Below are 21,213 nucleotides of genomic sequence, written 5' to 3'. Positions count from 1 at the left end.
GCCTTATGTCCAGCGAATACGCAAAGCAGCTCGGGGCCAAGCTCCGTGCCATCCGCACCCAGCAGGGCCTCTCCCTCCATGGCGTGGAGGAGAAGTCCCAGGGCCGCTGGAAGGCCGTCGTGGTCGGTTCGTACGAGCGCGGCGACCGTGCCGTGACCGTTCAGCGCCTCGCCGAGCTTGCGGACTTCTACGGAGTCCCGGTGCAGGAGCTCCTGCCCGGTACGACGCCTGGCGGGGCCGCCGAGCCGCCGCCGAAGCTTGTCCTGGACCTGGAGCGCCTCGCCCACGTCCCGCCGGAGAAGGCCGGACCGCTGCAGCGCTATGCCGCGACGATCCAGAGCCAGCGCGGTGACTACAACGGCAAGGTGCTCTCGATCCGCCAGGACGACCTGCGCACGCTGGCCGTGATCTACGACCAGTCGCCGTCCGTGCTCACGGAACAGCTGATCAGCTGGGGCGTGCTGGACGCGGACGCGCGCCGCGCCGTCGCCCACGACGAGGGCTGAGGCCCCCGCAGAAACGTGCCGCCGTGCTGACCGGGCACCCTTTCGGGTGCCCGGTCAGCACGGCGTTTTCGTTGCGCGACAACGGATCGCGCACACGCCGAAGGGCCCGCGGTCACAAGACCGCGGGCCCTTCGTTGGCTGAACGCCGCCGGAGGCTACTGCTCCCGGCGGAGGTTCGGCTTGAGGTCCTTGAAACGGGCCAGGAGCCCGTTCACGAAGGCCGGGGAGTCATCGGTGGAGAACTCCTTGGCGAGCTGGACAGCCTCGTCGATCACCACTGCGTCCGGGGTGCCGTCCACCCAGATCAGCTCGTACGCACCGAGCCGCAGGATGTTCCGGTCGACGACCGGCATGCGGTCGATCTCCCAGTCCACGGCGTAGGTAACGATGAGGTCGTCGATCCGGTCCGCGTACTGCGCGTACCCCTCGACGAGCTCCATCGTGTACTCGGTGACCGGCGGCTGACGGGTGTCGGCCCGCGAGTGCCGCACCCAGTCCGCGAGGACCGTCTGCACGGACTCACCGCGCTGGTCGGCCTCGAAGAGGATCTGGAAGGCGCGCTTGCGGGCCTTGTTCCGGGCAGCCACGGTTAGCTGTTCACCCGGCCGAGGTAGTCGCCCGTGCGGGTGTCGACCTTGATCTTCTCACCCGTGGTGATGAAGAGCGGGACGCCGATCTCGTAACCGGTCTCCAGCGTGGCGGGCTTGGTGCCACCGGTGGAGCGGTCGCCCTGGACGCCCGGGTCGGTGTGCTGGACGGTCAGCTCGACGGCGGCGGGCAGCTCGACGTAGAGCACCTCGCCCTCGTGCTGGGCGACGGAGGCGGTGAAGCCCTCGATCAGGAAGTTGGCGGCGTCGCCGACAGACTTGCGGTCGACCATGAGCTGGTCGTACGTGTCCATGTCCATGAAGACGAAGTACTCGCCGTCCATGTACGAGAACTGCATGTCGCGACGGTCGATGGTGGCCGTTTCGACCTTCACGCCGGCGTTGAACGTCTTGTCGACGACCTTGCCGGACAGCACGTTCTTGAGCTTGGTGCGCACGAAGGCCGGGCCCTTGCCGGGCTTGACGTGCTGGAACTCGACGACGGACCAGAGCTGGCCTCCGTCGAGCTTGAGCACCAGGCCGTTCTTGAGGTCGTTCGTGGAAGCCACGGTTGCGGAATCTCCTGGACTGAAGCTGGTGGAACGACCGAGGATGCGCGCTAGAGCGCGAGCAGCTCCTTGGTCGTAATGGTGAGTAGCTCGGGTCCGCCGTCCGCCTCGGGGCGCACGACGAGCGTGTCATCGATCCGGACCCCGCCCCGGCCCGGGAGGTGGACCCCCGGTTCGACGGTGACCGGCACACAAGCGTCCAGTTTACCCATGGCTGCAGGTGCCAGCTGCGGGTCCTCGTCGATTTCGAGCCCCACCCCGTGCCCGGTCCATGGTGCGAGGCCCCCGCCGTGGCCCGCGGAGTCCAGAAGACAGCGGGCCGCGCGGTCCACATCACGGTAGGCGGCGCCGGGCACGAGAGCCTCGCGCCCAGCCCGCTGAGCGGCGAAAACCAGGTCGTAGAGCTCGATCTGCCAGTCGGCGGGCGTCGTCCCGATGACGAACGTACGGCCGATCTCACAGCGGTAGCCGCGATAGTTCGCGCCCAGGCAGACGGAGAGGAAATCTCCCTCCTCCACCCGCCGGTCCGAGGGGCGGTGGCGGCCCTGGCCCGAGTTCGGCCCGGTGGCCACGGAGGTGGCGAAGGCGGGGCCGTCCGCGCCGTGGTCCACCAGCCGCCGCTCCAGCTCCAGGGCGAGATGCCGTTCGGTGCGGCCCACCAGGATGGATTCGAGGAGTTCGCCCAGGGCCTGGTCGGTGATCTCGGCGGCGATCCGCAGACAGGCGATCTCCTCCTCGTCCTTGACGACCCGCAGCTGCTCGACGGTGGCACCGAGATCTGCCAGCCGGAGCCGTGGCGCGACCGAGCCCATGGCCCGGTGGCGGGAGACCGTCAGATGGTGTTCCTCGACGGCCAGGGACTCCGCACCCGAAGAGGTGGCCAGACCGGCGGCCGCGACCACCGGATCGCCGTCGGTGGCCGGCATCAGTGACACCCGCAGCTGATCGTCGGTGCGCCCGTCGGCGGGATCGCCGTTCGGGGCGTGGGGGCAGAACAGGACGTCCTCGCCGGGGCCGAGCAGCAGCACGGCGCCCGGGGGCGCTCCGCCCGCCAGATAGCGGACGTTGGCGGGGCGGGAGACCAGAGCGGCCGCGGATCCGACGGCGGCGCACCGGTCGCGGAGCAGCCCACGGCGGACGGCGTACACGTCTGACATGCCACGAGCCTACGAGCGGTGGCGCGGGCCTGCTCGGTCAGCGCATCCGACCGGGGGGCCGCGGCCGGGCCCGTCCCCGGACCGGGAACACCGCCCGATGGCGGTTCACCAGGCCGGAGGGCTGGCTATGGAGCGGGCGAGTATGTCATCCAGGACGCGGGCGGTGGTCTCCACGTCGTACGTCGAGTTGTCGATGATCGGCAGTCCGGAGCCGTACCAACCGGCCATCCGGCCGTGGATCCGGGCGACCTCCTCGTCCGAGAGGCGGCGGTTCCCACTGCGGGCGGCGTTGCGCTCCAGCACGATCTCCAGGCCGGGCAGCAGGACGACGGGCAGCAGCCCGGGGCCGACATGGCGCTTCCAGCCGCCGAGGCCGACGACCGGACGGTCCGGGAAGACGGCGTCGTCGAGGATGCAGGAGATGCCGTTGGCGAGGAAGTTGCGGGCGGCGAAGCCACAGGTGCGACGGGCGAGCCGGTACTGGGCCTCGGAGTGGTCGTTCCACCCGGCCTGCGGGTCGGCGAAGCCGGAGCAGACCCATTCGCGGACGTCGTCGAGGCTGACGTGGGCCGTGGGAACCCGGCGGCGACTGGCCCAGAGCTTGGCCACGGTGGTCTTGCCCGCGCCCGCGGGGCCGATCAGGAGAACGGCGAGGGTCGCGCTGCCGGTGCCTGGCTCGGCGGGCGGCGCAGGCAGCGGTACGGGCCCGCCGGGCGGCAACTGGATGTGCCCGGTGGTCTCCCTGGAGGCAGGCGCCGGGGCGTGCTGCGGGGCGGGTCCGTTCCAGCCCTGGGGCGTGGGAGGGGTGGTGGGCGGCGGCCCCGGCGGTCCCGGGTGCTGGGCCTGGTGCGTCCAGCCAACAGGTCCGCTTCCGGGGCCTTGGGGCGGCGGCAGCGGGGCCCCCACTGCGTGCTGCATCCGGTGCCACTCCGTCTCGTACAGGCAACTGGCGCTGGTGGAACGGTAACCGTACCGTCCCCGGCCGCCACTGGGACAACGGCCGGGGACGGTCCACAGTGCCCGGTCGGCCGGTCGGCCGGTCGGTGTACCGGTCCGTCAGTCGGTCGACTCGTCCGCGAGGGCGCGCAGAGCGAGGCGGTAGGAACCGATGCCGAATCCGGCCACGGTCCCCGTGGCGACCGGCGCGACCACGGAGTTGTGGCGGAATTCCTCCCGTGCGTACGGGTTCGAGATGTGCACCTCGATCAGCGGGGCGGTGCGCTGGGCCGCCGCATCCCGCATTCCGTACGAATAGTGGGTGAAGGCCCCCGGGTTGAGAACGACCGGAATTGAACCGTCTGCAGCCTCGTGGAGCCAGCGGATCAGCTCGCCCTCGTCATTGGTCTCCCGGACGTCGACATCGAAGCCGAGCTCCTTGCCGAGCGCCTGGCAGGTCTCGACGAGTCCGGCGTAGGACGTGGCGCCGTACACATCGGGCTCGCGGGATCCGAGCCGGCCGAGGTTCGGCCCGTTGAGCACGAAGACCCTGCGGGTCACGCCGACACCTCCCCGTACGCGGCGAGCAGCACGGCCGGGTCGGGGCCCTCCAGGACGGTGGGCTTGCCGAGGCCGTCGAGGACGATGAAGCGGAGCAGGTCGCCACGGGACTTCTTGTCGACCTTCATGTTCTCCAGCAGCTTGGGCCACTGGTCACCGCGGTAGGTGAGCGGCAGTCCGACCGACTCCAGGATCGCCCGGTGCCGGTCGGCGGTGGCGTCGTCGAGGCGGCCGGCCAGTCGGCCGAGCTCGGCGGCGAAGACCATCCCGATGGAGACGGCCGCGCCGTGGCGCCACTTGTAGCGCTCGTTCTTCTCGATGGCGTGGGCGAGGGTGTGGCCGTAGTTGAGGATCTCGCGCAGCCCGGATTCCTTGAGGTCGCTGGAGACGACCTCGGCCTTGACCCGGATGGCGCGTTCGATCAGCTCGGCGGTGTGCGCTCCGGTGGGCGTACGGGCGCCTTCCGGGTCCGCCTCGATGAGGTCGAGGATCGCCGGGTCGGCGATGAAGCCGGCCTTGATGATCTCGGCCATGCCGCTGACGTAGTCGTGAACGGGCAGCGAGTCCAGGGCGGCGAGGTCGCAGAGGACCCCGGCGGGCGGGTGGAAGGCGCCGACGAGGTTCTTGCCCTCGGCGGTGTTGATGCCGGTCTTCCCGCCGACGGCCGCGTCGACCATGGCCAGCACGGTCGTGGGTACGGCGATCCAGCGCACCCCGCGCAGCCAGGTCGCCGCGACGAACCCGGCCACATCGGTGGTGGCTCCGCCGCCGACGCCGACGATGACATCGGTGCGGGTGAAGCCGGTCTGCCCCAGCGCCTTCCAGCAGTACGCCGCGACCTCGACGGTCTTGGCCTCCTCGGCGTTCGGCAGCTGGATCGCGATGGCCTCGTAGCCCTGCTCGGCGAGGTCCTGGCGGACCGCCTCGCCGGTCTCGGCGAGCGCCTCGGGGTGCAGCACGGCGACCCGCTTGGCGCGGTCGCCGATGAGCGTGGGCAGCTCGCCGAGGAGCTGCCGGCCGACCAGCACCTCGTACGGGTCGGTGCCCGCGCTGCCGGCGATCTGGATACGGGTGGGGCCTTGCTCGGTCATACGTGTGTTCTCCACGCCGGGGGTGACGGGGTCGTCCGTGCGCTCCGGCAGTTCCAGTGCGTCGAGGACCGCCTGGGCGACCTCTTCGGGGGTGCGCTCGTCGGTGGCGACGGTCGCCCGGGCCACCTCGGTGTACAGGTGACGGCGGGCGTCCATCAGCTCGCGCCACTGCCGGCGCGGGTTGACGGCGAGCAGCGGGCGGGCGGTGTTCAGGCCGACCCGCTTGACGGCCTCCTCCACGTCCATCGAGAGATAGACGACGGGGTGGTCGGCGAGCAGCACGCGGGTCGTCTCGTCGAGCACGGCGCCGCCACCGAGGGAGAGGACACCCGTGTGCCCGGCGAGGGCGGTGTGCACCGCCTGTCGCTCCAGCTCGCGGAAGTGCTCCTCGCCCTCGTCGTAGAAGATCTCCGGGATCGGCTTGCCGGCCGTGGCCACCACGTCCGCGTCGGTGTCCCGGTAGGTGGTGCCGAGCCGGTCGGCGAGCAGTTCACCGACCGTGGACTTGCCGACGCCCATCGGGCCGACGAGGACGATCAGCGGGCCGCTCATCGGATCTGCAGGTGGTCGAGGTACGACTGCACGTTGCGGCGGGTCTCGGGAACGCTGTCCCCGCCGAACTTCTCCGCGACGGCGTCGGCGAGGACCAGGGCGACCATCGCCTCGGCGACGATGCCCGCGGCCGGAACGGCACAGACATCGGAGCGCTGGTGGTGCGCCTTGGCCGGTTCGCCGGTGACGACGTCGACGGTGGCGAGCGCGCGCGGCACGGTCGCGATGGGCTTCATCGCGGCGCGGACCCGCAGCAGCTCGCCGGTGGTCAGACCGCCCTCGGTGCCACCGGAGCGGCCGGAGGCGCGCTTGATGCCGTCCTCGGTGACCAGGATCTCGTCGTGCGCCTTGGAGCCGGGGACCCGGGCCAGGTCGAAGCCGTCGCCGACCTCGACGCCCTTGATGGCCTGAATGCCCATGAGCGCCGCGGCGAGCCGGGCGTCGAGACGTCGGTCCCAGTGGACGTGCGAGCCGAGGCCGACGGGCACGCCGTACGCCAGCACCTCGACCACACCGCCGAGGGTGTCGCCGTCCTTGTGGGCCTGGTCGATCTCGGCGACCATTTCCTTGCTCGCGTCGGCGTCCAGGCAGCGCACCGGGTCGGCGTCGAGCCTCTCGACGTCGGCGGGCGTCGGGTAGACGCCGTAGGGCGCCTTGGCCGCGGCCAGCTCGACGACATGGCTGACGATCTCGATACCGGCGGTCTCCTTGAGGTACGACCGCGCGACGGCACCGAGCGCGACCCGGGCCGCGGTCTCCCGGGCGCTGGCGCGCTCCAGGATCGGCCGGGCCTCGTCGAAGCCGTACTTCTGCATGCCCGCGAGGTCGGCGTGGCCGGGCCTCGGGCGGGTCAGCGGGGCGTTACGGGCCAGCGTGGCCAGTACCTCGGGGTCGACCGGGTCGGCCGACATGACCTGCTCCCACTTGGGCCACTCGGTGTTGCCCACCATCACGGCGACCGGAGAGCCCATGGTGAGACCGTGGCGCACCCCGCCGAGGAAGGTGACCTCGTCCTTCTCGAACTTCATCCGCGCACCGCGGCCATAACCGAGCCGCCGCCGGGCGAGTGCGTCCGCCACCATCTCCGTGGTGATCGGGACGCCGGCGGGAAGACCCTCCAGCGTCGCCACGAGTGCGGGGCCGTGCGACTCCCCCGCGGTCAGCCAGCGCAACCTGCTCAACGGTGCTCCTCATGCTCGCGCCTGGAACTGCAACGGCGCGACCGGGTGCGCGGCCCTGGCCCGCCGCCTTTGATCCTCCCACGGCCGGGGACGTGAACCGGTCGCCGGTCCAGCAGACGGACGCGTCCCACCGGCGGGCGCGAGGGGTCAGCGGGCGGCGAGCGCCGCTTCCCCGGCCTGCCGCATGGCCGAGAGCGGCGCGGGCGCACGGCCCGTCATCTGCTCGACCTGGAGGACAGCCTGGTGCACCAGAAGGTCGAGACCTCCGACGACTGCGCCGTTACGGGCCGCCCAGGCGGCGGCCAGTCCGGTCGGCCAGGGCTCGTACAGCACATCGAAGAGCGTGCCGGGCCGATCCGGTACGGCATCGGTCAGCACGTCCGTGGCACCTGCCGGGGTGGTGGCGATGACCAGCGGGGCGTGCAGCGCCTGCTCGGCCTCCGCCCAGTCGGAGATCCGGACGTCGACGCCGAGGCGTTCGCCCCAGCCGCGCATCTCCTGACCCCGATCCCGGCTGCGGACGTACGCCGTGACCGGTCCCGTACAGATCTCGGACAGCGCGGCGAGCGCCGAGGAAGCGGTCGCTCCGGCACCGAGCACGGCGGCGGATTCGGTCTTATCCACACCGCGTTCGCGCAGCGCGGCGATCATGCCGGGGATATCGGTGTTGTCGCCGGTCCTTCGGCCGTCATCCGTGAAGACGACCGTGTTGACCGCCTCCACCGAGGATGCCGTCTCGCTGATGGAGTCCAGCAGCGGGATGATCGCGCGCTTGAGCGGCATGGTCAGCGACAGGCCGGCCCACGAGGCGTCGAGCCCCTCGATGAAGCCGGGCAGCCCCGCCTCGTCCACTTCGAAGCGGTCGTACGACCATTGGGAGAGGCCGAGTTCTGCGTACGCGGCCCGGTGCAGCACCGGGGAGAGCGAGTGGGCGATGGGCGAGCCGAGGACTGCTGCCCGGCGGCGCCCGTCAGTCAAGGCCATGCTGTTCCCTGAACTTCTTGTTGAGCTTCTCGTGCTCGGCGGCCGTCTTGGTGAACTCGGTCTTCTTGCCGTCGAGCGAGATGAAGAACATCCACCCGTCACCAGTGGGATTGAGCGTTGCTCGCAGGGCTTCGTCACCCGGATTACTGATCGGACCCGGCGGCAGGCCCGCGTGGTAATAGGTGTTGTAAGGGTCCGGATTGGTCCGGATCTCACTCGTGCTGATCTTGATCTTGCTCTGGTTCGTGAGGTAATTGAATGCCGAGTCGAATTCAAGCTTACGGTTCGTGATCGTATTGTTCGGCTTCAAGCGGTTGTATGCGACTTCAGCCATCTTGCGGAAGTCGTCGTGCGTGAGGCCCTCCGCCTGGACCAGGCTGGCGACAGTGAGAACCTGCCACGGTCCGTCCAGCTTGTACTTCTTGGCCGTTCCCTCGAGGTCGAGCTTGTCGTACTCCTCGTTGGCACGGGAGACCATCTTCTTCAGGATCGTCTCCGGCTTGGTTTCCTTGGTGACCGGATAGGCGGCCGGGTAAAGGAATCCTTCCAGCGGATCCTTGATGTCCTTGTCGTCCTTGTCGCTGATCGCCCAGTCGGGCAAACCGAGGTCGGACGCCTTGGACGTGGCAATTCCCTTGGTCGTTCCCTTTTTGAGGCCCAGTTTCTTGTCGACCATCCCGTAGATGACGACATTGCGGTAACCCTCGGGAATCACCAAAAGATTCTGGCTGTTCGGGTCGATCATCATCTTCAGGGCCTCGGCCGCGGACATCTTCTCGTGGAGGAGATAGACGCCTGCCTGGATCGACTTGCCCTTGGGGTTCTCGTTCTGCGCGGAGACGAACGCGTCGACGCTCTTGACGACACCCTTCTGCTTCAGGACGTTGCCGATGTCGGAGCCGAAGGCGCCCTTTTCGATCTCGACCTCGACCTCGCCGGTGCCCGTTCCGGTGTAGTCGGGCGCCGCGCCGAACTTGTCCTGCCAGTACGAGTAACCGACGTAGCCCACTCCGCCGAGGCCGCCGACCAGGACCACCGCGACGACCAGACAGGCGACGCCGCTGCGGCTCTTCTTCTTGCCCTTGCCGCCCCGGCGCTCGCTGCCGCCGCGACCGCCACGGCGTGACTCGCGCGCGTCGTCGTCGTACTCGTCGTCGTCGCGGTCGTCGGCGCCCGTGAAGAAGGGGTGGGTCTCCTCCGGCTGGACCTCCGGGGCCCAGTCGGGATTCTGCGTGGGGGCCTGTTCGGCAACGGCCTCGCGGCGGCCCGGGGGCTGCGGCGGCGGGTAGGCCTCCGGCGTGCCGTAGTAGTCGTGCGTCTCGCCGTAGCCGGCCTGCCGACCGCCGTACGGATCCGCCTGCTGGGCGTCGTAGGGCATCGCGGCGGGCTGCTGCCCGGTGTCCCAGCCACCGTTGTCGTACTGGGGCTGCTGGGGCTGGGGCTGCTGCTGTTGCTGTTGCTGTTGCTGTTGCTGTTGCTGTTGCTGCGCATACGGGTCCTGCGGGGCTCCGTACCCGGGCTGCTGCTGGTAGTACTGCTGCGCGTACGGGTCCTGCGGCTGCTGCTGCGCGTACGGGTCCTGCGGCTGTTGCTGCGCGTACGGATCCTGGGGGTAGGGCTGCTGCTGGCCGCCGTACTGGTTCTGGCCGTGGGCAGACTGTTGTCCTCCCCATCCCTGGTCCCCGTACAAGGGGTCCTCGGGATGCCACGGTTCGGAGCCGGGGCCCCGGCCATACTCAGTCATCGATCCCCTAGAGCCGCGAGACGACATTCCGTCTCTTTGCTGTGCGGTGTTTGTTCGAACACCGCCGCATCGCGCGGAACGTTACCGTATCGCGATCAGACAACCACTTCGACGCCTTCGCCCGGGGCTTTACCCGACGCCCGTTCGGACTCCAGAGCGTTCTGAAGGATCACCACAGCGGCAGCCTGATCGATGACGGAACGGCCTTTCTTGGACTTCACGCCCGAAGCACGCAGTCCCTGACTGGCCGTCACTGTGGTCATCCTCTCGTCCACCAACCGCACCGGAATGGGTGCGACCGAGCGGGCGACCTCCTGGGCGAAGACCCGGATCTTGGCGGCGGCGGGGCCTTCACCGCCGCCGAGGGACCGCGGCAGACCGATGATGATCTCGATCGGCTCGTACTCCTCGACGATCTGCCCGAGCCGCCGGTGGGCCGCCGGGACATCGCGTCCCGGAACGGTCTCCACCGGCGTGGCGAGGATCCCGTCGGGGTCGCACGAGGCGACCCCGATCCGGGCGTCCCCGACATCGATCGCGAGACGACGACCGCGGCGCATCTGCGTCATCCCCGCCGTCACGCCGTCTCGGTGACGAGGCGTTCGACAGCGGCCACGGCGGCGCCGATGGCCTCGGGGTTCTGGCCGCCGCCCTGGGCGACGTCCGGCTTGCCGCCGCCACCGCCGCCGAGGGTCTTGGCGGCAGTACGCACCAGGTCACCGGCCTTGAGTCCGCGCTCACGGGCCGCCTCGTTGGTGGCGATCACGGTCAGCGGGCGGCCGTTCGCCGTGCTGAACAGGGCCACGACGGCCGGGCGGCCGCCCTGGATCCGGCCGCGGACGTCGAGGACGAGCTTGCGCAGATCGTCGGCCGAGGTCCCGTCCGGGACCTGACCGGTGACCAGGGCGACGCCCCGTACGTCCTTGGCGGAGTCGGCCAGTCCGGCGGCGGCCTGGAGGACCTTCTCCGCGCGGAACTTCTCGATCTCCTTCTCGGCGTCCTTCAGTTTGCCGAGCATTCCGGCGATCTTCTCCGGGAGCTCCTCGGGACGGCCCTTGACCAGCTCCTGGAGCTGGGCGACGACCGTGTGCTCCCTGGCGAGGAAGTTGTACGCGTCGACGCCGACGAGGGCCTCGATACGGCGCACACCGGAACCGATGGACGATTCGCCGAGCAGCTTCACCAGACCCAGCTGGGCGGTGTTGTGGACGTGCGTACCGCCGCAGAGCTCCTTGGAGAAGTCGCCGATGGTGACGACCCGGACCCGCTCGCCGTACTTCTCGCCGAACTCGGCGATGGCGCCCTGCTTCTTGGCCTCGTCGATCGACATGACCTCGGCCTGGACGTCGAGTTCGCGGGAAAGAACCTCGTTGATCTTCTGCTCGACGTCGGTGAGGACCGTGCCGGGTACGGCGGCGGGCGAGCCGAAGTCGAAGCGGAAGCGGCCCGGCGAGTTCTCCGAACCGGCCTGGGCGGCCGTCGGGCCCAGTGCGTCGCGCAGCGCCTGGTGCGTGAGGTGCGTGGCGCTGTGGGCGCGGGCGATGGCGCGGCGGCGGGAGGTGTCGATGGCGGCGTGGACGGAGGCGCCGACGGTCACCTCGCCGACCTGCACCGAACCCTTGTGGACGGATACGCCGGGGACGGGCTGCTGGACGTCGCGGACCTGGATGACGGCGCCGCTGTCGAGCCGGATCCGGCCCTGGTCGGCGAGCTGGCCGCCGCCCTCGGCGTAGAACGGGGTGCGGTCCAGGACGACTTCGACCTCGTCGCCCTCGGAGGCGGCGGGCGAGGGCACACCGTCGACGAGCAGGCCGACGATGGTCGACTCGCCCTCGGTGGCGGTGTAGCCGGTGAACTCGGTGATGCCGGAGTTGTCGGCGACCTCGCGGTAGGCGGACAGGTCGGCATGACCGGTCTTCTTGGCCTTGGCGTCGGCCTTGGCACGCTCCCGCTGTTCCCTCATCAGGCGGCGGAAGCCGTCCTCGTCCACCGAGAGGCCCTGCTCGGCGGCCATCTCCAGGGTGAGGTCGATCGGGAAGCCCCAGGTGTCATGGAGCAGGAACGCCTTGTCGCCGGCGAGGACCTTGCCACCGGCGGCCTTGGTCTCGGTGACGGCGGTGTCGAGGATGTTGGTGCCGCCCTTGAGGGCCTTGAGGAAGGCGGCCTCTTCGGCGAGGGCGACGGTCTCGACGCGCTTGCGGTCGGTGATCAGCTCCGGGTACTGCTGCCCCATCGTGTTGACCACGACGTCGACCAGATCCTTGACGACCGGTCCGGTGGCACCCATCAGGCGCATGTTGCGGATGGCGCGGCGCATGATGCGGCGCAGCACATAGCCGCGGCCCTCGTTGCCGGGAGTGACGCCGTCACCGATGAGCATCACGGAGGTACGGATGTGGTCGGCGACCACGCGGAGAGAGACGTCCGAACCGTGGTCGGCGCCGTACTGGACGCCGGTCAGCTCGGTGGCCTTGTCCATGACGACGCGCAGGGTGTCGGTCTCGTACAGGTTCTGTACGCCCTGCAGGATCATGGCGAGACGTTCCAGGCCCAGACCCGTGTCGATGTTCTTCGACGGCAGGTCGCCGAGGATCGGGAAGTCCTCCTTGCCGTCACCGGCGCCCCGCTCGAACTGCATGAAGACCAGGTTCCAGATCTCCACGTAGCGCTCGTCGTTGACGGCCGGGCCGCCCTCGACGCCGAACTCGGGGCCGCGGTCGTAGTTGATCTCGGAGCAGGGACCACAGGGACCGGGGACGCCCATGGACCAGAAGTTGTCCTTCTTGCCCAGGCGCTGGATGCGCTCGGCCGGAACACCGATCTTGTCGCGCCAGATCTGCTCGGCCTCGTCGTCGTCCAGATAGACCGTGATCCACAGCCGCTCGGGGTCGAGACCGAAGCCGCCGTCCGCCACGGGGCTCGTCAGAGCCTCCCAGGCGTAACTGATGGCGCCTTCCTTGAAGTAGTCGCCGAAGGAGAAGTTGCCGCACATCTGGAAGAACGTGCCGTGCCGGGTGGTCTTGCCGACCTCTTCGATGTCCGGCGTACGCACGCACTTCTGCACGCTGGTGGCGCGCGGGGCAGGCGGCTTGGTCTCGCCGAGGAAGTACGGCTTGAAGGGGACCATGCCCGCGTTGACGAGCAGCAGAGTCGGGTCGTCCGCGATGAGCGACGCCGAAGGGACGACGGTGTGACCGCGCTCCTCGAAGAAGCTCAGCCAGCGGCGACGAATTTCAGCCGACTCCATCAGTGGTCCTCATTCCGGTTGTACGACTTGTAGGGGAGCTTGCGGTAGTTGGAGGCTTCGAGGGACCTGTCCGGTCCGACGGGCTCGGCCGCCTCGACCGCGAAACGGCGTTGTACGGGGAGGTCGGGGTCGACCGGTGCCTCCAGGCCCAGTGCCTCGCCCAGTTCGGCCTCGCGCCGGGCCATGGACTCACGGACGTCGAGAGCGAAGTCCTTGAGCTTGTGGCCCGTCTCGATCGCCTTGTCCGCGGCCTGCGCCGCGAGACTCTCGGGGGTCAGCTGCTTGAGCTTCCGGTTGACCTTGGCAGTGGCCCAGACACCGGCGGCGGCGCCGGCGGTGAACCAGAACGTACGGCGGAACATCGCTGCGTCAGTCCTTCGATCCGCGGGAGTTTCTGCCGTTGCGCTTCCTGCCGCGCGCGGACGGCACGGTGCGGCCGACGATCACTGCGCGACGGTCCGGCCGACGGGCAGGTTCCGGTTCCGGGTTGGTCTTGCGGCCGATGGCCTGCCGTACCCCGTAACCGAACGCGGCGACCTTGACGAGCGGGCCGCCGAATGTGGAGGCGACAGTGGTGGAGAGCGCCGAGGCGTTCGAGGTGACTTCCTGGACGTCCGTCGCGATCGCGTCGACCTTGTCGAGCTGGGTCTGCGCGGAACGCACGGTGGCGGAGGCGTCGGCAAGCAGCGGGACCGCCTGCTCGGTCACGTCCGCCACGAGCTTGGTGGTCGCTCTGAGCGTCTGGGCCAGCCTCACCAGTACGACGGCGAGGAACGAAACCAGGATCGCCCAGAAGACGGCCACCAGGATCCCGGCCACCTCTCCACCGGACACAGTGCACCGCTCTCTAGCTTGTCGCTGTCTCTGTACTGTCTGTCTCTGCTCGGTCCGGCGACCGTTGCTGCAACAGCCGATCGTCGTCTCCCGAGCCTATCGCGCCGGTGGTCGCGCCCTGTACCGCATTACCGGCGGCAAGGACCGCAGTTGGCATAAGGAGATTGTACGGAGAGCTTCCGTGCCAGTACTCTGCGTGTTTCATGCGACGCCCCCAGCGCCCCTTTCCATCCCCCCGCGATCCGAGTATCTCCGCCGCCCCCGGCAATCTCCCGGCGGAACTGAACAGATTCGTGGGGCGGGAGGACGAACTGACCGATCTCGGTCAACTGCTGAACGAGTCGAGGCTCGTCACCGTGGTCGGGGTGGGCGGGGTGGGCAAGACCCGCTGCGCCACGAAGATCGCGACACTCATGGAGAAACGGTACTGCGACGGGGTCTGGATGGCGGAGCTGTCCGCCATCCACGATCCCGGGCTGCTGGAACACGCACTGGTCGACGCCCTGGGACTCACCGATCACACCAGCAGACCGCCCCGCACGACACTCCTCGAACATCTTGCCGGGTGCCAACTCCTCCTGGTGATCGACGGCTTCGAGCATCTCGTGGACGCCTGCGCCGAGCTGGTACGGGAACTGCTGCGCCGGGCCCCGCAGCTGCGGGTGCTGGCCGCCGGGCGGCTGCCCCTCGAGCTGGACGGCGAGCTCACGTTCCCGCTCGCGCCGATGACGGACGAGGACGCGATGCTGCTCTTCGCGGAGCGGGCCGCCGCGGTGCGGCCGGAGTTCCGGCTGACCGACCACAATCGCGCGACCGCGCGGGAGCTGTGCCGCCGGCTGGACGGGATCCCGCTCGCGCTGGAACTGGCCGCCGGACGGCTGCGCGCCCTCTCCACCGAGCAGGTGCTGCAGCGCCTGGACGACCGCTTCCGGCTGCTGACCGGCTCCAGCCGGAGTGCGCCGGCGCGCCATCAGACGCTTCGTACGGCCATCGGCTGGAGTCATGAACTCTGCGCTCCGGAGCAGCGGCTGCTGTGGGCGCGGCTCTCGGTGTTCGCCGGGCAGTTCGATCTGGAGGCCGTCGAATACATCTGCAGCGGCGTCGATCTGCCGGCCGAGTCGGTGCTCGATGTGCTCTCCGGGCTGCTGACACAGTCCGTCGTCGTGCGCGAGGACTCGCCGGCCGGCACCCGCTACCGGATGCTGGACACGGTCCGGGAGTACGGGGCCGAGTGGCTGGCGGCCACCGGTGACACGGACCGGCTGCGACGCCGCCACCGGGACTGGTTCCTGGGTCTTGCGACCTGGTGCGAGCTCGACTGGTTCAGCCCGCGGCAGGGTGAGGTGGCCGCGCGGGTGGAGAGCGAGCTGCCGAATCTGCGGCAGGCGATGGAGTGTTCGCTGGAGAGCCCGGGCGAGGCGCATCTCGCGCAGTATCTGGCGGGCACCCTCTGGTTCCTCTGGGTGGGCTGCGGACGCCTCTCGGAGGGCCGGCACTGGCTGGACCATGTGCTGGAGGAGGAGACACCGTACGACTCCTCGCGACTGAAGGCGCTGTGGGTGCTCGGACATGTGGCCGTGCTGCAGGGCGATCCGGTCGGTGCGATCTCCGCGCTGCAGGAGTGCCGGGACGAGGCCGACCGGGCCGATGACTCGACGGCGCTCGCGTACGCGGTGCACCGGATGGGGTGTCTGGCGCTCGTCACGGACGACATGGTCAGGGCGCAGGAACTGCTGGACGACGCGCTCGGCCGCTACCGGGAGCTCGGCGAGCTGAACAGCAATGTGCTGATGGCCCAGATCGAGCTGGCGATGGCGGTCGGGTTCCACGGAGATCTGGACGGCGCGGCCGCGATCTGCGAGGAGGTCCAGGAGATCTGCGAGGACCACGGGGAGCGGTGGGCCCTCTCGTACGCGCTGTATGTGCTGGCCTTCGCGGCGCTGCAACGGGGCCGGCCGGCCCGGGCCCGGGAGCTGCTCGGGAAGTCCCTGGCGATCGGCCATGCCTTCCACGACCTGCTCGGCTCGGTGCTCGTCCTGGAGCTGCTGGCACTGGTCACGGCAGTCGAGGGGGACGCCGCGGAGGCGGCGGTGCTGCAGGGGGCCGCCGACCGGATCTGGCCGTCGGTGGGGCTGCCACTGTTCGGTTCGGCGTACTACGGGCAACCGCGTGCCCGGTGCGAGGAGCTGGCCCGCCGGGAGCTGGGCGACGGCCCCTATGAATCGGCGCTGCGTGCGGGCGGCCGGCTGGATCTGGACGCGGCGGTGGCCAGGGCGCTGGCGAGCGGGCCCACGGACCGGCCGGGGACGCCGGGGCGACTGCCCGGTCCCCTGCCGGGCCCCGGGAAAACGCTCAGGCCCGCCGCCTCCCGTACATCGGGGAGGGGCGGGCCTGAGCGCTGGTGAGAGCGGCTACGCCTGGATCAGCGGGCGTAGTACTCGACGACGAGCTGCTCGTCGCAGATCACGGGGATTTCCTTGCGGTTCGGGTCCCGGTCAAGGCGGAAGGCCAGGGCCTTCAGGTTCACCTGCAGGTAGCGCGGGGTCTCACCGTCGGTGTCGTAACCACCCTGGCTGGCAACCTGGAAGGGGTGCTTGTCGCGGCTGCGCTCGCGGACCATCACGATGTTGTCGGGACGGACACGGAAGGACGGCTTGTCGACCTTGCGGCCGTCGACCTCGATGTGACCGTGGACGACCATCTGGCGGGCCTGGTAGATGGTCTTGGCGATGCCCGAACGCAGAACCAGCGCGTCGAGGCGGCGCTCGAGCTCGACGACGAGAGCCTCGCCCGTCTTGCCCTCGGCCTTCTTGGCACGGTCGTAGGCACGCGCCATCTGGCGCTCGCTGATGTCGTACTGCGCGCGCAGACGCTGCTTCTCGAGCAGACGGACCTTGTAGTCCGAGTTCTGCTTGCGGCCACGGCCGTGCTCGCCCGGCGGGTAGGGGCGGGCCTCGAAGTACTTGACGGCCTTCGGCGTCAGCGCAATGCCGAGCGCGCGGCTCTTCTTGACCTTGGGACGCGACTGATTAGGCACGTTCTCCAGACCTCCGTTGTAGGTTAGGTTAGGCTCACCTTACTCAAGGAGATCGCATGTCTCGCCCTGGGAACACCACACACGTCACGGACAGCACTGACAGCGTCGACGCACCTGAGGGCGTCGATACGACGGAGGACCGATCAGATCGTGGTCAGCCGCGTCCCAGCGGGCTTGAAAACACACGGATGCCGTCAGCAGCCGAGCGCACACGAACTCTCGTACAGAGTACCTGTTCATCGGTACTGCTCATCCCCGGGCTGAACGCGCCCGGCTCCGATCAGCTGATGCCGTTGACCAGGAGCGTGGGCCCCGACGGGGATCTGTTCCTCGAACTCCCCGCTGATTCCCCGGCGGTACGGGCCGCGACGCACGCCGAGGACGACGAGCTGACCGCTGTGCTGGAGATCACGGACGTCGCCCCGGTCTCCGTGCCGCACCGCATCCGCGGCCGCGCCTGGGTCTCGGGCTGGCTCACCACCGTACCCGGCTTGTCGGGGCCCGGCCGGATGACGCTTCGGCTGGAGACGGGCGAGGCGTACGTCGACGATCTGTGGGGCGCCGAGGAGGTCGAGCCCGACGGATTCCGGGACGCGGCCCCCGATCCGCTCGTCGGACACGAGGCGGAGCTGCTGCAGCATCTGCACGCGGCACACGGCGAACAGCTGGGCACGCTGTGCGGGCTGCTGGGCGAGCGTTCGGCCCGTCGCTGCGCAGCCCACCGGCCCTCCGTCGTACCGCTCGCGCTGGACCGGTACGGGCTGCGGGTGCGCTTCTGCGAGGACCACGGGCAGTGCTTCGACGCACGCTTCGAATTCCCCGAGCCCGTGCGGGACATCGGCGAGCTGCGCCACGCCATGCACACGCTCTTCGAGGCGGCCGCGCACTGAACGGGGGAACGGCCCCCGCGCGTCCCCCTCAGTCGGCGGACGGGCCTGCGAGCCGCTCGCGGACCCGTTCCACCACATCCGCGTAGCGCGCCTCCGCGCCGTAGCGCGTGGGCTGGTAGTAGTGCTTGTCGCGTACGGCGTCCGGGGCGTACTGCTGGGCGGCGATACCGCCGGGGACATCATGCGGATACACATAGCCCTGGGCGTGGCCCAGCTTGGCGGCGCCCTTGTAGTGGCCGTCGCGCAGATGGGCCGGGACGGGGCCCGCGAGTCCCTTCCGTACGTCCTCCTGGGCGGCGAAGATCGCCAGCGTCGCCGCATTGGACTTGGGGGCGAGGGCCAGGGCGATCGTGGCATGGCTCAGGGTGAGCGCCGCCTCAGGGAAACCGATCATGGCAACCGCCTGGGCGGCCGCGACGGCGGTGGGCAGCGCCGTGGGGTCGGCGAGACCGATGTCCTCGCTGGCCGAGATCATCAGCCGCCGGGCGATGAACCGGGGGTCCTCCCCCGCCTCGATCATCCGGGCCAGATAGTGCAGCGCGGCATCCACATCGGAGCCGCGGATCGACTTGATGAGCGCACTCGCCACGTCGTAGTGCTGGTCGCCGTCCCGGTCGTACTTGACGGCCGCGCGGTCGACGGTCTCCTCCAGAGTCAGGAGGGTGATCTCCTTCTCCTGCTTGGCCAGCGCCGCACCGGCCGCGGCCTCCAGCGCCGTGAGCGCCCGGCGGGCGTCGCCGCCCGCGATGCGCAGCAGGTGCGCCTCGGCGTCCCCCTGCAGCGCCACCGCGCCGCCGAGTCCGCGCTCGTCGGTCAGGGCACGCTGCAGCAGGCCGCGCAGATCGTCGTCGGTGAGGGATTCCAGGGTGAGCAGCAGCGAGCGCGACAGCAGCGGCGAGATGATCGAGAAGTACGGATTCTCGGTGGTCGCGGCGATGAGCGTCACCCAGCGGTTCTCCACGGCCGGGAGCAGCGAGTCCTGCTGCGCCTTGGAGAAGCGGTGGATCTCGTCGAGGAAGAGGACGGTCTCCTTGCCGTAGCCGCCGGTGGCGCGGCGGGCGCCCTCGATGACGGCCCGCACTTCCTTGACGCCCGCGGTGATCGCGGAGAGCTCGACGAAGCGCTTGTTGGTGGCCTTGCTGACCACGTACGCCAGAGTCGTCTTCCCGATGCCGGGCGGGCCCCAGAGGATCACCGACGACGGGCCCGCCGGCCCGCCGTTCCCCTCGCCGACGAGGCGGCGCAGCGGCGAGCCCGGCTTGAGCAGATGCTGTTGGCCGGCGACCTCGTCAAGGGTGCGCGGGCGCATCCGGACAGCCAGTGGGCTGCTGGACGGGTCCTTCTCCTGGCGATCTTCGGCTGCTGCGGTAAAGAGGTCGGGCTCCACGTTTTGAAGCCTATGTCACGGCACTGACATCCCTGCCGGGCCGGTCGCCCGGCAGGAGCGGCGGGCCGGTCAGCTGGTCCAGAAGTCCCACCAGCGGGTCAGGATCAGCATGCCGATGATGCCGACCCACAGGACCGGCGGCACCCAGTGGAACTCCGTCAGTCCGTTGCGCAGCCAGTTCGGCGCGGGCAGGATCCGGTGCTTGATGTTGTGCGTGGTGACGTAGCAGAACATGAAGATCGTGGCGACCCAGGCCAGGCAGCACCACAGACAGAGCGAATTGATGTTGTAGAGCGACTGGTACTGGAGCCAGGTACAGAAGCCGACGCCGAACAGCGTGCCGGCGTTCATCCCGAGCCAGTACCAGCTGCGGAAGCGGGCGCCCGCGAGCAGCGCCAGGCCGATGCCGATGATCACGGAGTAGGTGACCAGACCGAGCATCGGGTTCGGGAAGCCGAAGGCGGCCGCCTGCTCGCTCTTCATGATGTTGCCGCATGCGACGACCGGATTGAGACTGCAGCCCGGTGTGAAGTTGGGGTCTTCCAGCAACTTGAACTTGTCGATGGTGATGACCCAGGCGGCGAGGAGTCCGGCGGCGCCCGTGATCACCAGCAGCAGTGCGAACGCCCGACTGCCGCCGATGGTCCTCTTCCCGCCGTCCTCGTCCTGGTCGGAGGAGGGATGGTCAACCGCTGCAGTCGTCATATCGCCGTTCCATCAGTGAGTGGCCTGCTGGGCACGGTCATTGTGCCGCACCGCACCGCCGGCCTTCCGTTCGATGGACATAAAGGTGCACGCAAAGCTCCGCGCACGGACGGTACGGAACACGTGGGTCCACGAGACGCTCTGAACCATGACCGAACTTGCGGTGGCGGTACGCGGCCTGCGCAAGCGCTACGGCGAAGTGACCGCGGTCGACGGCCTGGACCTGGGGATCCGGCAGGGCGAGGTGTTCAAAATCCTCGGGCCGAACGGGGCCGGGAAGAGCACGACCGTGGAAATCCTGCACGGCCGTCGCAGCCACGACGAAGGGACCGTTTCGGTGCTCGGCATGGACCCGGCTTCCGCCGACCGCCGTTGGCGTTCCCGGGTCGGAGTCGCCTGGCAGGATGAATCCGCGCCCGCCGAGTTGACGGTGCGCGAGACGGTGACTCACTTCGCCCGCTACTGCCCGAGGCCGCGCGACTGCAAGGACGTCATCGCGCTGGTGGGGCTGGAGCAGAAGGCCGGCGCCCGTATCAAGCAGCTCCCGGGCGGCCGGCGGCGCCGTCTCGATGTGGCGCTCGGCGTGATCGGCTCCCCCGAACTCCTGCTGCTCGACGAACCGACCACGGGTTTCGACCCGGGGCCCGCCGACGGTTCCGGGAGAGGGCGAACCCGCCGCGCTGCGCGAGCAGTCCGGCACCCACGCCCCCGGCCGCGTACTTCCTCGGCAAGGTCTGGCTGGAGCTGGTCACCGGTCTGCTGGAGGCAGCGGTCCTGCTGCTGTTCGGCACCGCGCTGTACGACGTCGATCTGCCGACGAGCGCCCTCAAGTGGCTGACCTTCGGGTGGATCTTCCTTCTGGGGGTCGCTGCCTGCGCGCTGCTGGGTATGGCGATCAGCAACGTGCCGAGGCCGGGGCGGAGTGCGACCTCGGTGGTCGTCCTGCCCTTCCTCGTCCTGCAGTTCATCTCCGGTGTCTGCATTCCGGTCGACGGGCTGCCCGACCGGATGCTGAACGTCGGCGCGCTGTTCCCGCTGAAGTGGATGTGCCAGGGCTTCCGCGGAGTGTTCCTGCCCCAGTCGGCGGCCGTGATCGAGCAGGCGGGGAGCTGGGAGTACGGGAAGGTCGCGCTGGTGCTGGGCGCCTGGTGCGCAGGTGGTCTTGTGCCGTGCCTGCTGACCTTCCGCTGGAAGGACCGGCGCGACGGCTGAGCGAGTGGGCCCGTGAGCCCTGCGCTCCCGACT

At 69.6% G+C, this 21,213-nt stretch carries 21 protein-coding genes; 5 read left to right on the top strand and 16 right to left on the bottom strand.

Annotation, left to right across the window (positions count from 1 at the left end; translation table 11 throughout):
* Positions 1-5: 5 nt before the first annotated feature.
* Entirely contained in the window at positions 6-506 is a 501-nt protein-coding gene (gene bldD / locus ACGFU7_RS14270; protein ID WP_014157378.1) for a transcriptional regulator BldD, read from the top strand.
* A 155-nt stretch (positions 507-661) separates the two neighbouring features.
* Here bldD and nusB read toward each other — a convergent pair whose 3' ends face one another.
* The 13 genes from nusB to ACGFU7_RS14205 form a co-directional block, all read right to left on the bottom strand.
* Entirely contained in the window at positions 662-1,093 is a 432-nt protein-coding gene (gene nusB, locus ACGFU7_RS14265; RefSeq protein ID WP_393695518.1) for a transcription antitermination factor NusB, read from the bottom strand.
* A 2-nt stretch (positions 1,094-1,095) separates the two neighbouring features.
* Positions 1,096-1,662 carry an elongation factor P gene (gene efp, locus ACGFU7_RS14260; protein WP_393695517.1) on the bottom strand — a complete coding sequence of 189 codons (567 nt, stop codon included), beginning with the start codon at positions 1,660-1,662 and terminating at the stop codon, positions 1,096-1,098.
* A gap of 50 nt (positions 1,663-1,712) precedes the next feature.
* Positions 1,713-2,819 (bottom strand): aminopeptidase P family protein, encoded by a 1,107-nt coding sequence (locus tag ACGFU7_RS14255; RefSeq protein ID WP_393695516.1) that lies wholly within the window; start codon positions 2,817-2,819, stop codon positions 1,713-1,715.
* 105 nt (positions 2,820-2,924) lie between these two features.
* Complete coding sequence (locus ACGFU7_RS14250) at positions 2,925-3,737, bottom strand: Pro-rich N-terminal domain-containing protein (RefSeq protein ID WP_393695514.1); 813 nt, start codon at positions 3,735-3,737, stop codon at positions 2,925-2,927.
* 138 nt (positions 3,738-3,875) lie between these two features.
* A complete protein-coding gene (gene aroQ / locus ACGFU7_RS14245) occupies positions 3,876-4,316 on the bottom strand; it encodes a type II 3-dehydroquinate dehydratase (protein ID WP_393695513.1) in 441 nt (146 codons plus the stop codon).
* Positions 4,313-5,959 (bottom strand): 3-dehydroquinate synthase, encoded by a 1,647-nt coding sequence (gene aroB, locus ACGFU7_RS14240; RefSeq protein ID WP_393695511.1) that lies wholly within the window; start codon positions 5,957-5,959, stop codon positions 4,313-4,315. Before aroB ends, aroQ begins: the two co-directional genes overlap by 4 nt.
* Positions 5,956-7,140 (bottom strand): chorismate synthase, encoded by a 1,185-nt coding sequence (gene aroC, locus ACGFU7_RS14235; protein ID WP_393695509.1) that lies wholly within the window; start codon positions 7,138-7,140, stop codon positions 5,956-5,958. The genes aroB and aroC overlap by 4 nt, the downstream gene beginning before the upstream one ends.
* A 147-nt stretch (positions 7,141-7,287) precedes the next feature.
* Entirely contained in the window at positions 7,288-8,124 is an 837-nt protein-coding gene (locus tag ACGFU7_RS14230) for a shikimate dehydrogenase (RefSeq protein ID WP_393695507.1), read from the bottom strand.
* Positions 8,111-9,868 (bottom strand): endolytic transglycosylase MltG, encoded by a 1,758-nt coding sequence (gene mltG, locus ACGFU7_RS14225; protein WP_393695505.1) that lies wholly within the window; start codon positions 9,866-9,868, stop codon positions 8,111-8,113. The genes ACGFU7_RS14230 and mltG overlap by 14 nt, the downstream gene beginning before the upstream one ends.
* Positions 9,869-9,963: 95 nt before the next feature.
* Entirely contained in the window at positions 9,964-10,437 is a 474-nt protein-coding gene (ruvX, locus tag ACGFU7_RS14220) for a Holliday junction resolvase RuvX (protein ID WP_326769964.1), read from the bottom strand.
* Between the two features lie 8 nt (positions 10,438-10,445).
* On the bottom strand, positions 10,446-13,115 hold the full coding sequence (alaS, locus tag ACGFU7_RS14215; RefSeq protein ID WP_393695503.1) for an alanine--tRNA ligase: 2,670 nt from the start codon (positions 13,113-13,115) through the stop codon (positions 10,446-10,448).
* Complete coding sequence (locus ACGFU7_RS14210; RefSeq protein ID WP_393695501.1) at positions 13,115-13,477, bottom strand: DUF6167 family protein; 363 nt, start codon at positions 13,475-13,477, stop codon at positions 13,115-13,117. Before ACGFU7_RS14210 ends, alaS begins: the two co-directional genes overlap by 1 nt.
* 7 nt (positions 13,478-13,484) lie before the next feature.
* Positions 13,485-13,934, bottom strand: coding sequence for a DUF948 domain-containing protein (locus ACGFU7_RS14205; protein ID WP_393695499.1), 450 nt, complete (start codon positions 13,932-13,934; stop codon positions 13,485-13,487).
* A 218-nt stretch (positions 13,935-14,152) separates the two neighbouring features.
* On the opposite strand from ACGFU7_RS14205, the gene ACGFU7_RS14200 reads away from it, so the two are divergent.
* Positions 14,153-16,354: an ATP-binding protein gene (locus ACGFU7_RS14200; protein ID WP_393695497.1), complete on the top strand. Its 2,202-nt coding sequence runs from the start codon at positions 14,153-14,155 to the stop codon at positions 16,352-16,354.
* A gap of 17 nt (positions 16,355-16,371) precedes the next feature.
* Here ACGFU7_RS14200 and rpsD read toward each other — a convergent pair whose 3' ends face one another.
* Positions 16,372-16,986 carry a 30S ribosomal protein S4 gene (gene rpsD / locus ACGFU7_RS14195; RefSeq protein WP_389974217.1) on the bottom strand — a complete coding sequence of 205 codons (615 nt, stop codon included), beginning with the start codon at positions 16,984-16,986 and terminating at the stop codon, positions 16,372-16,374.
* Positions 16,987-17,174: 188 nt separating this feature from the next.
* Between rpsD and ACGFU7_RS14190 the strand changes: the two genes are divergently transcribed.
* Positions 17,175-17,876, top strand: a complete 702-nt coding sequence (locus ACGFU7_RS14190; protein ID WP_393695495.1) for a DUF2470 domain-containing protein — start codon at positions 17,175-17,177, stop codon at positions 17,874-17,876.
* Positions 17,877-17,904: 28 nt separating this feature from the next.
* Here ACGFU7_RS14190 and ACGFU7_RS14185 read toward each other — a convergent pair whose 3' ends face one another.
* Together ACGFU7_RS14185 and ACGFU7_RS14180 are read right to left on the bottom strand one after the other, a co-directional pair.
* Complete coding sequence (locus tag ACGFU7_RS14185; protein WP_393695494.1) at positions 17,905-19,263, bottom strand: replication-associated recombination protein A; 1,359 nt, start codon at positions 19,261-19,263, stop codon at positions 17,905-17,907.
* A gap of 69 nt (positions 19,264-19,332) precedes the next feature.
* A complete protein-coding gene (locus tag ACGFU7_RS14180) occupies positions 19,333-19,968 on the bottom strand; it encodes a vitamin K epoxide reductase family protein (protein WP_383975832.1) in 636 nt (211 codons plus the stop codon).
* A gap of 148 nt (positions 19,969-20,116) precedes the next feature.
* On the opposite strand from ACGFU7_RS14180, the gene ACGFU7_RS14175 reads away from it, so the two are divergent.
* A complete protein-coding gene (locus ACGFU7_RS14175; RefSeq protein WP_393695492.1) occupies positions 20,117-20,806 on the top strand; it encodes an ABC transporter ATP-binding protein in 690 nt (229 codons plus the stop codon).
* Entirely contained in the window at positions 20,707-21,180 is a 474-nt protein-coding gene (locus ACGFU7_RS14170; protein ID WP_393695621.1) for an ABC transporter permease, read from the top strand. Before ACGFU7_RS14175 ends, ACGFU7_RS14170 begins: the two co-directional genes overlap by 100 nt.
* The last annotated feature ends 33 nt before the right edge of the window (positions 21,181-21,213 follow it).

The sequence above is a fragment of the Streptomyces sp. NPDC048473 genome (assembly GCF_043200155.1).
Lineage (GTDB): Bacteria > Actinomycetota > Actinomycetes > Streptomycetales > Streptomycetaceae > Streptomyces.
The sequence above is the reverse complement of the archived record's forward strand: the minus strand, read 5'-3'. Positions and strand labels throughout refer to the sequence as shown.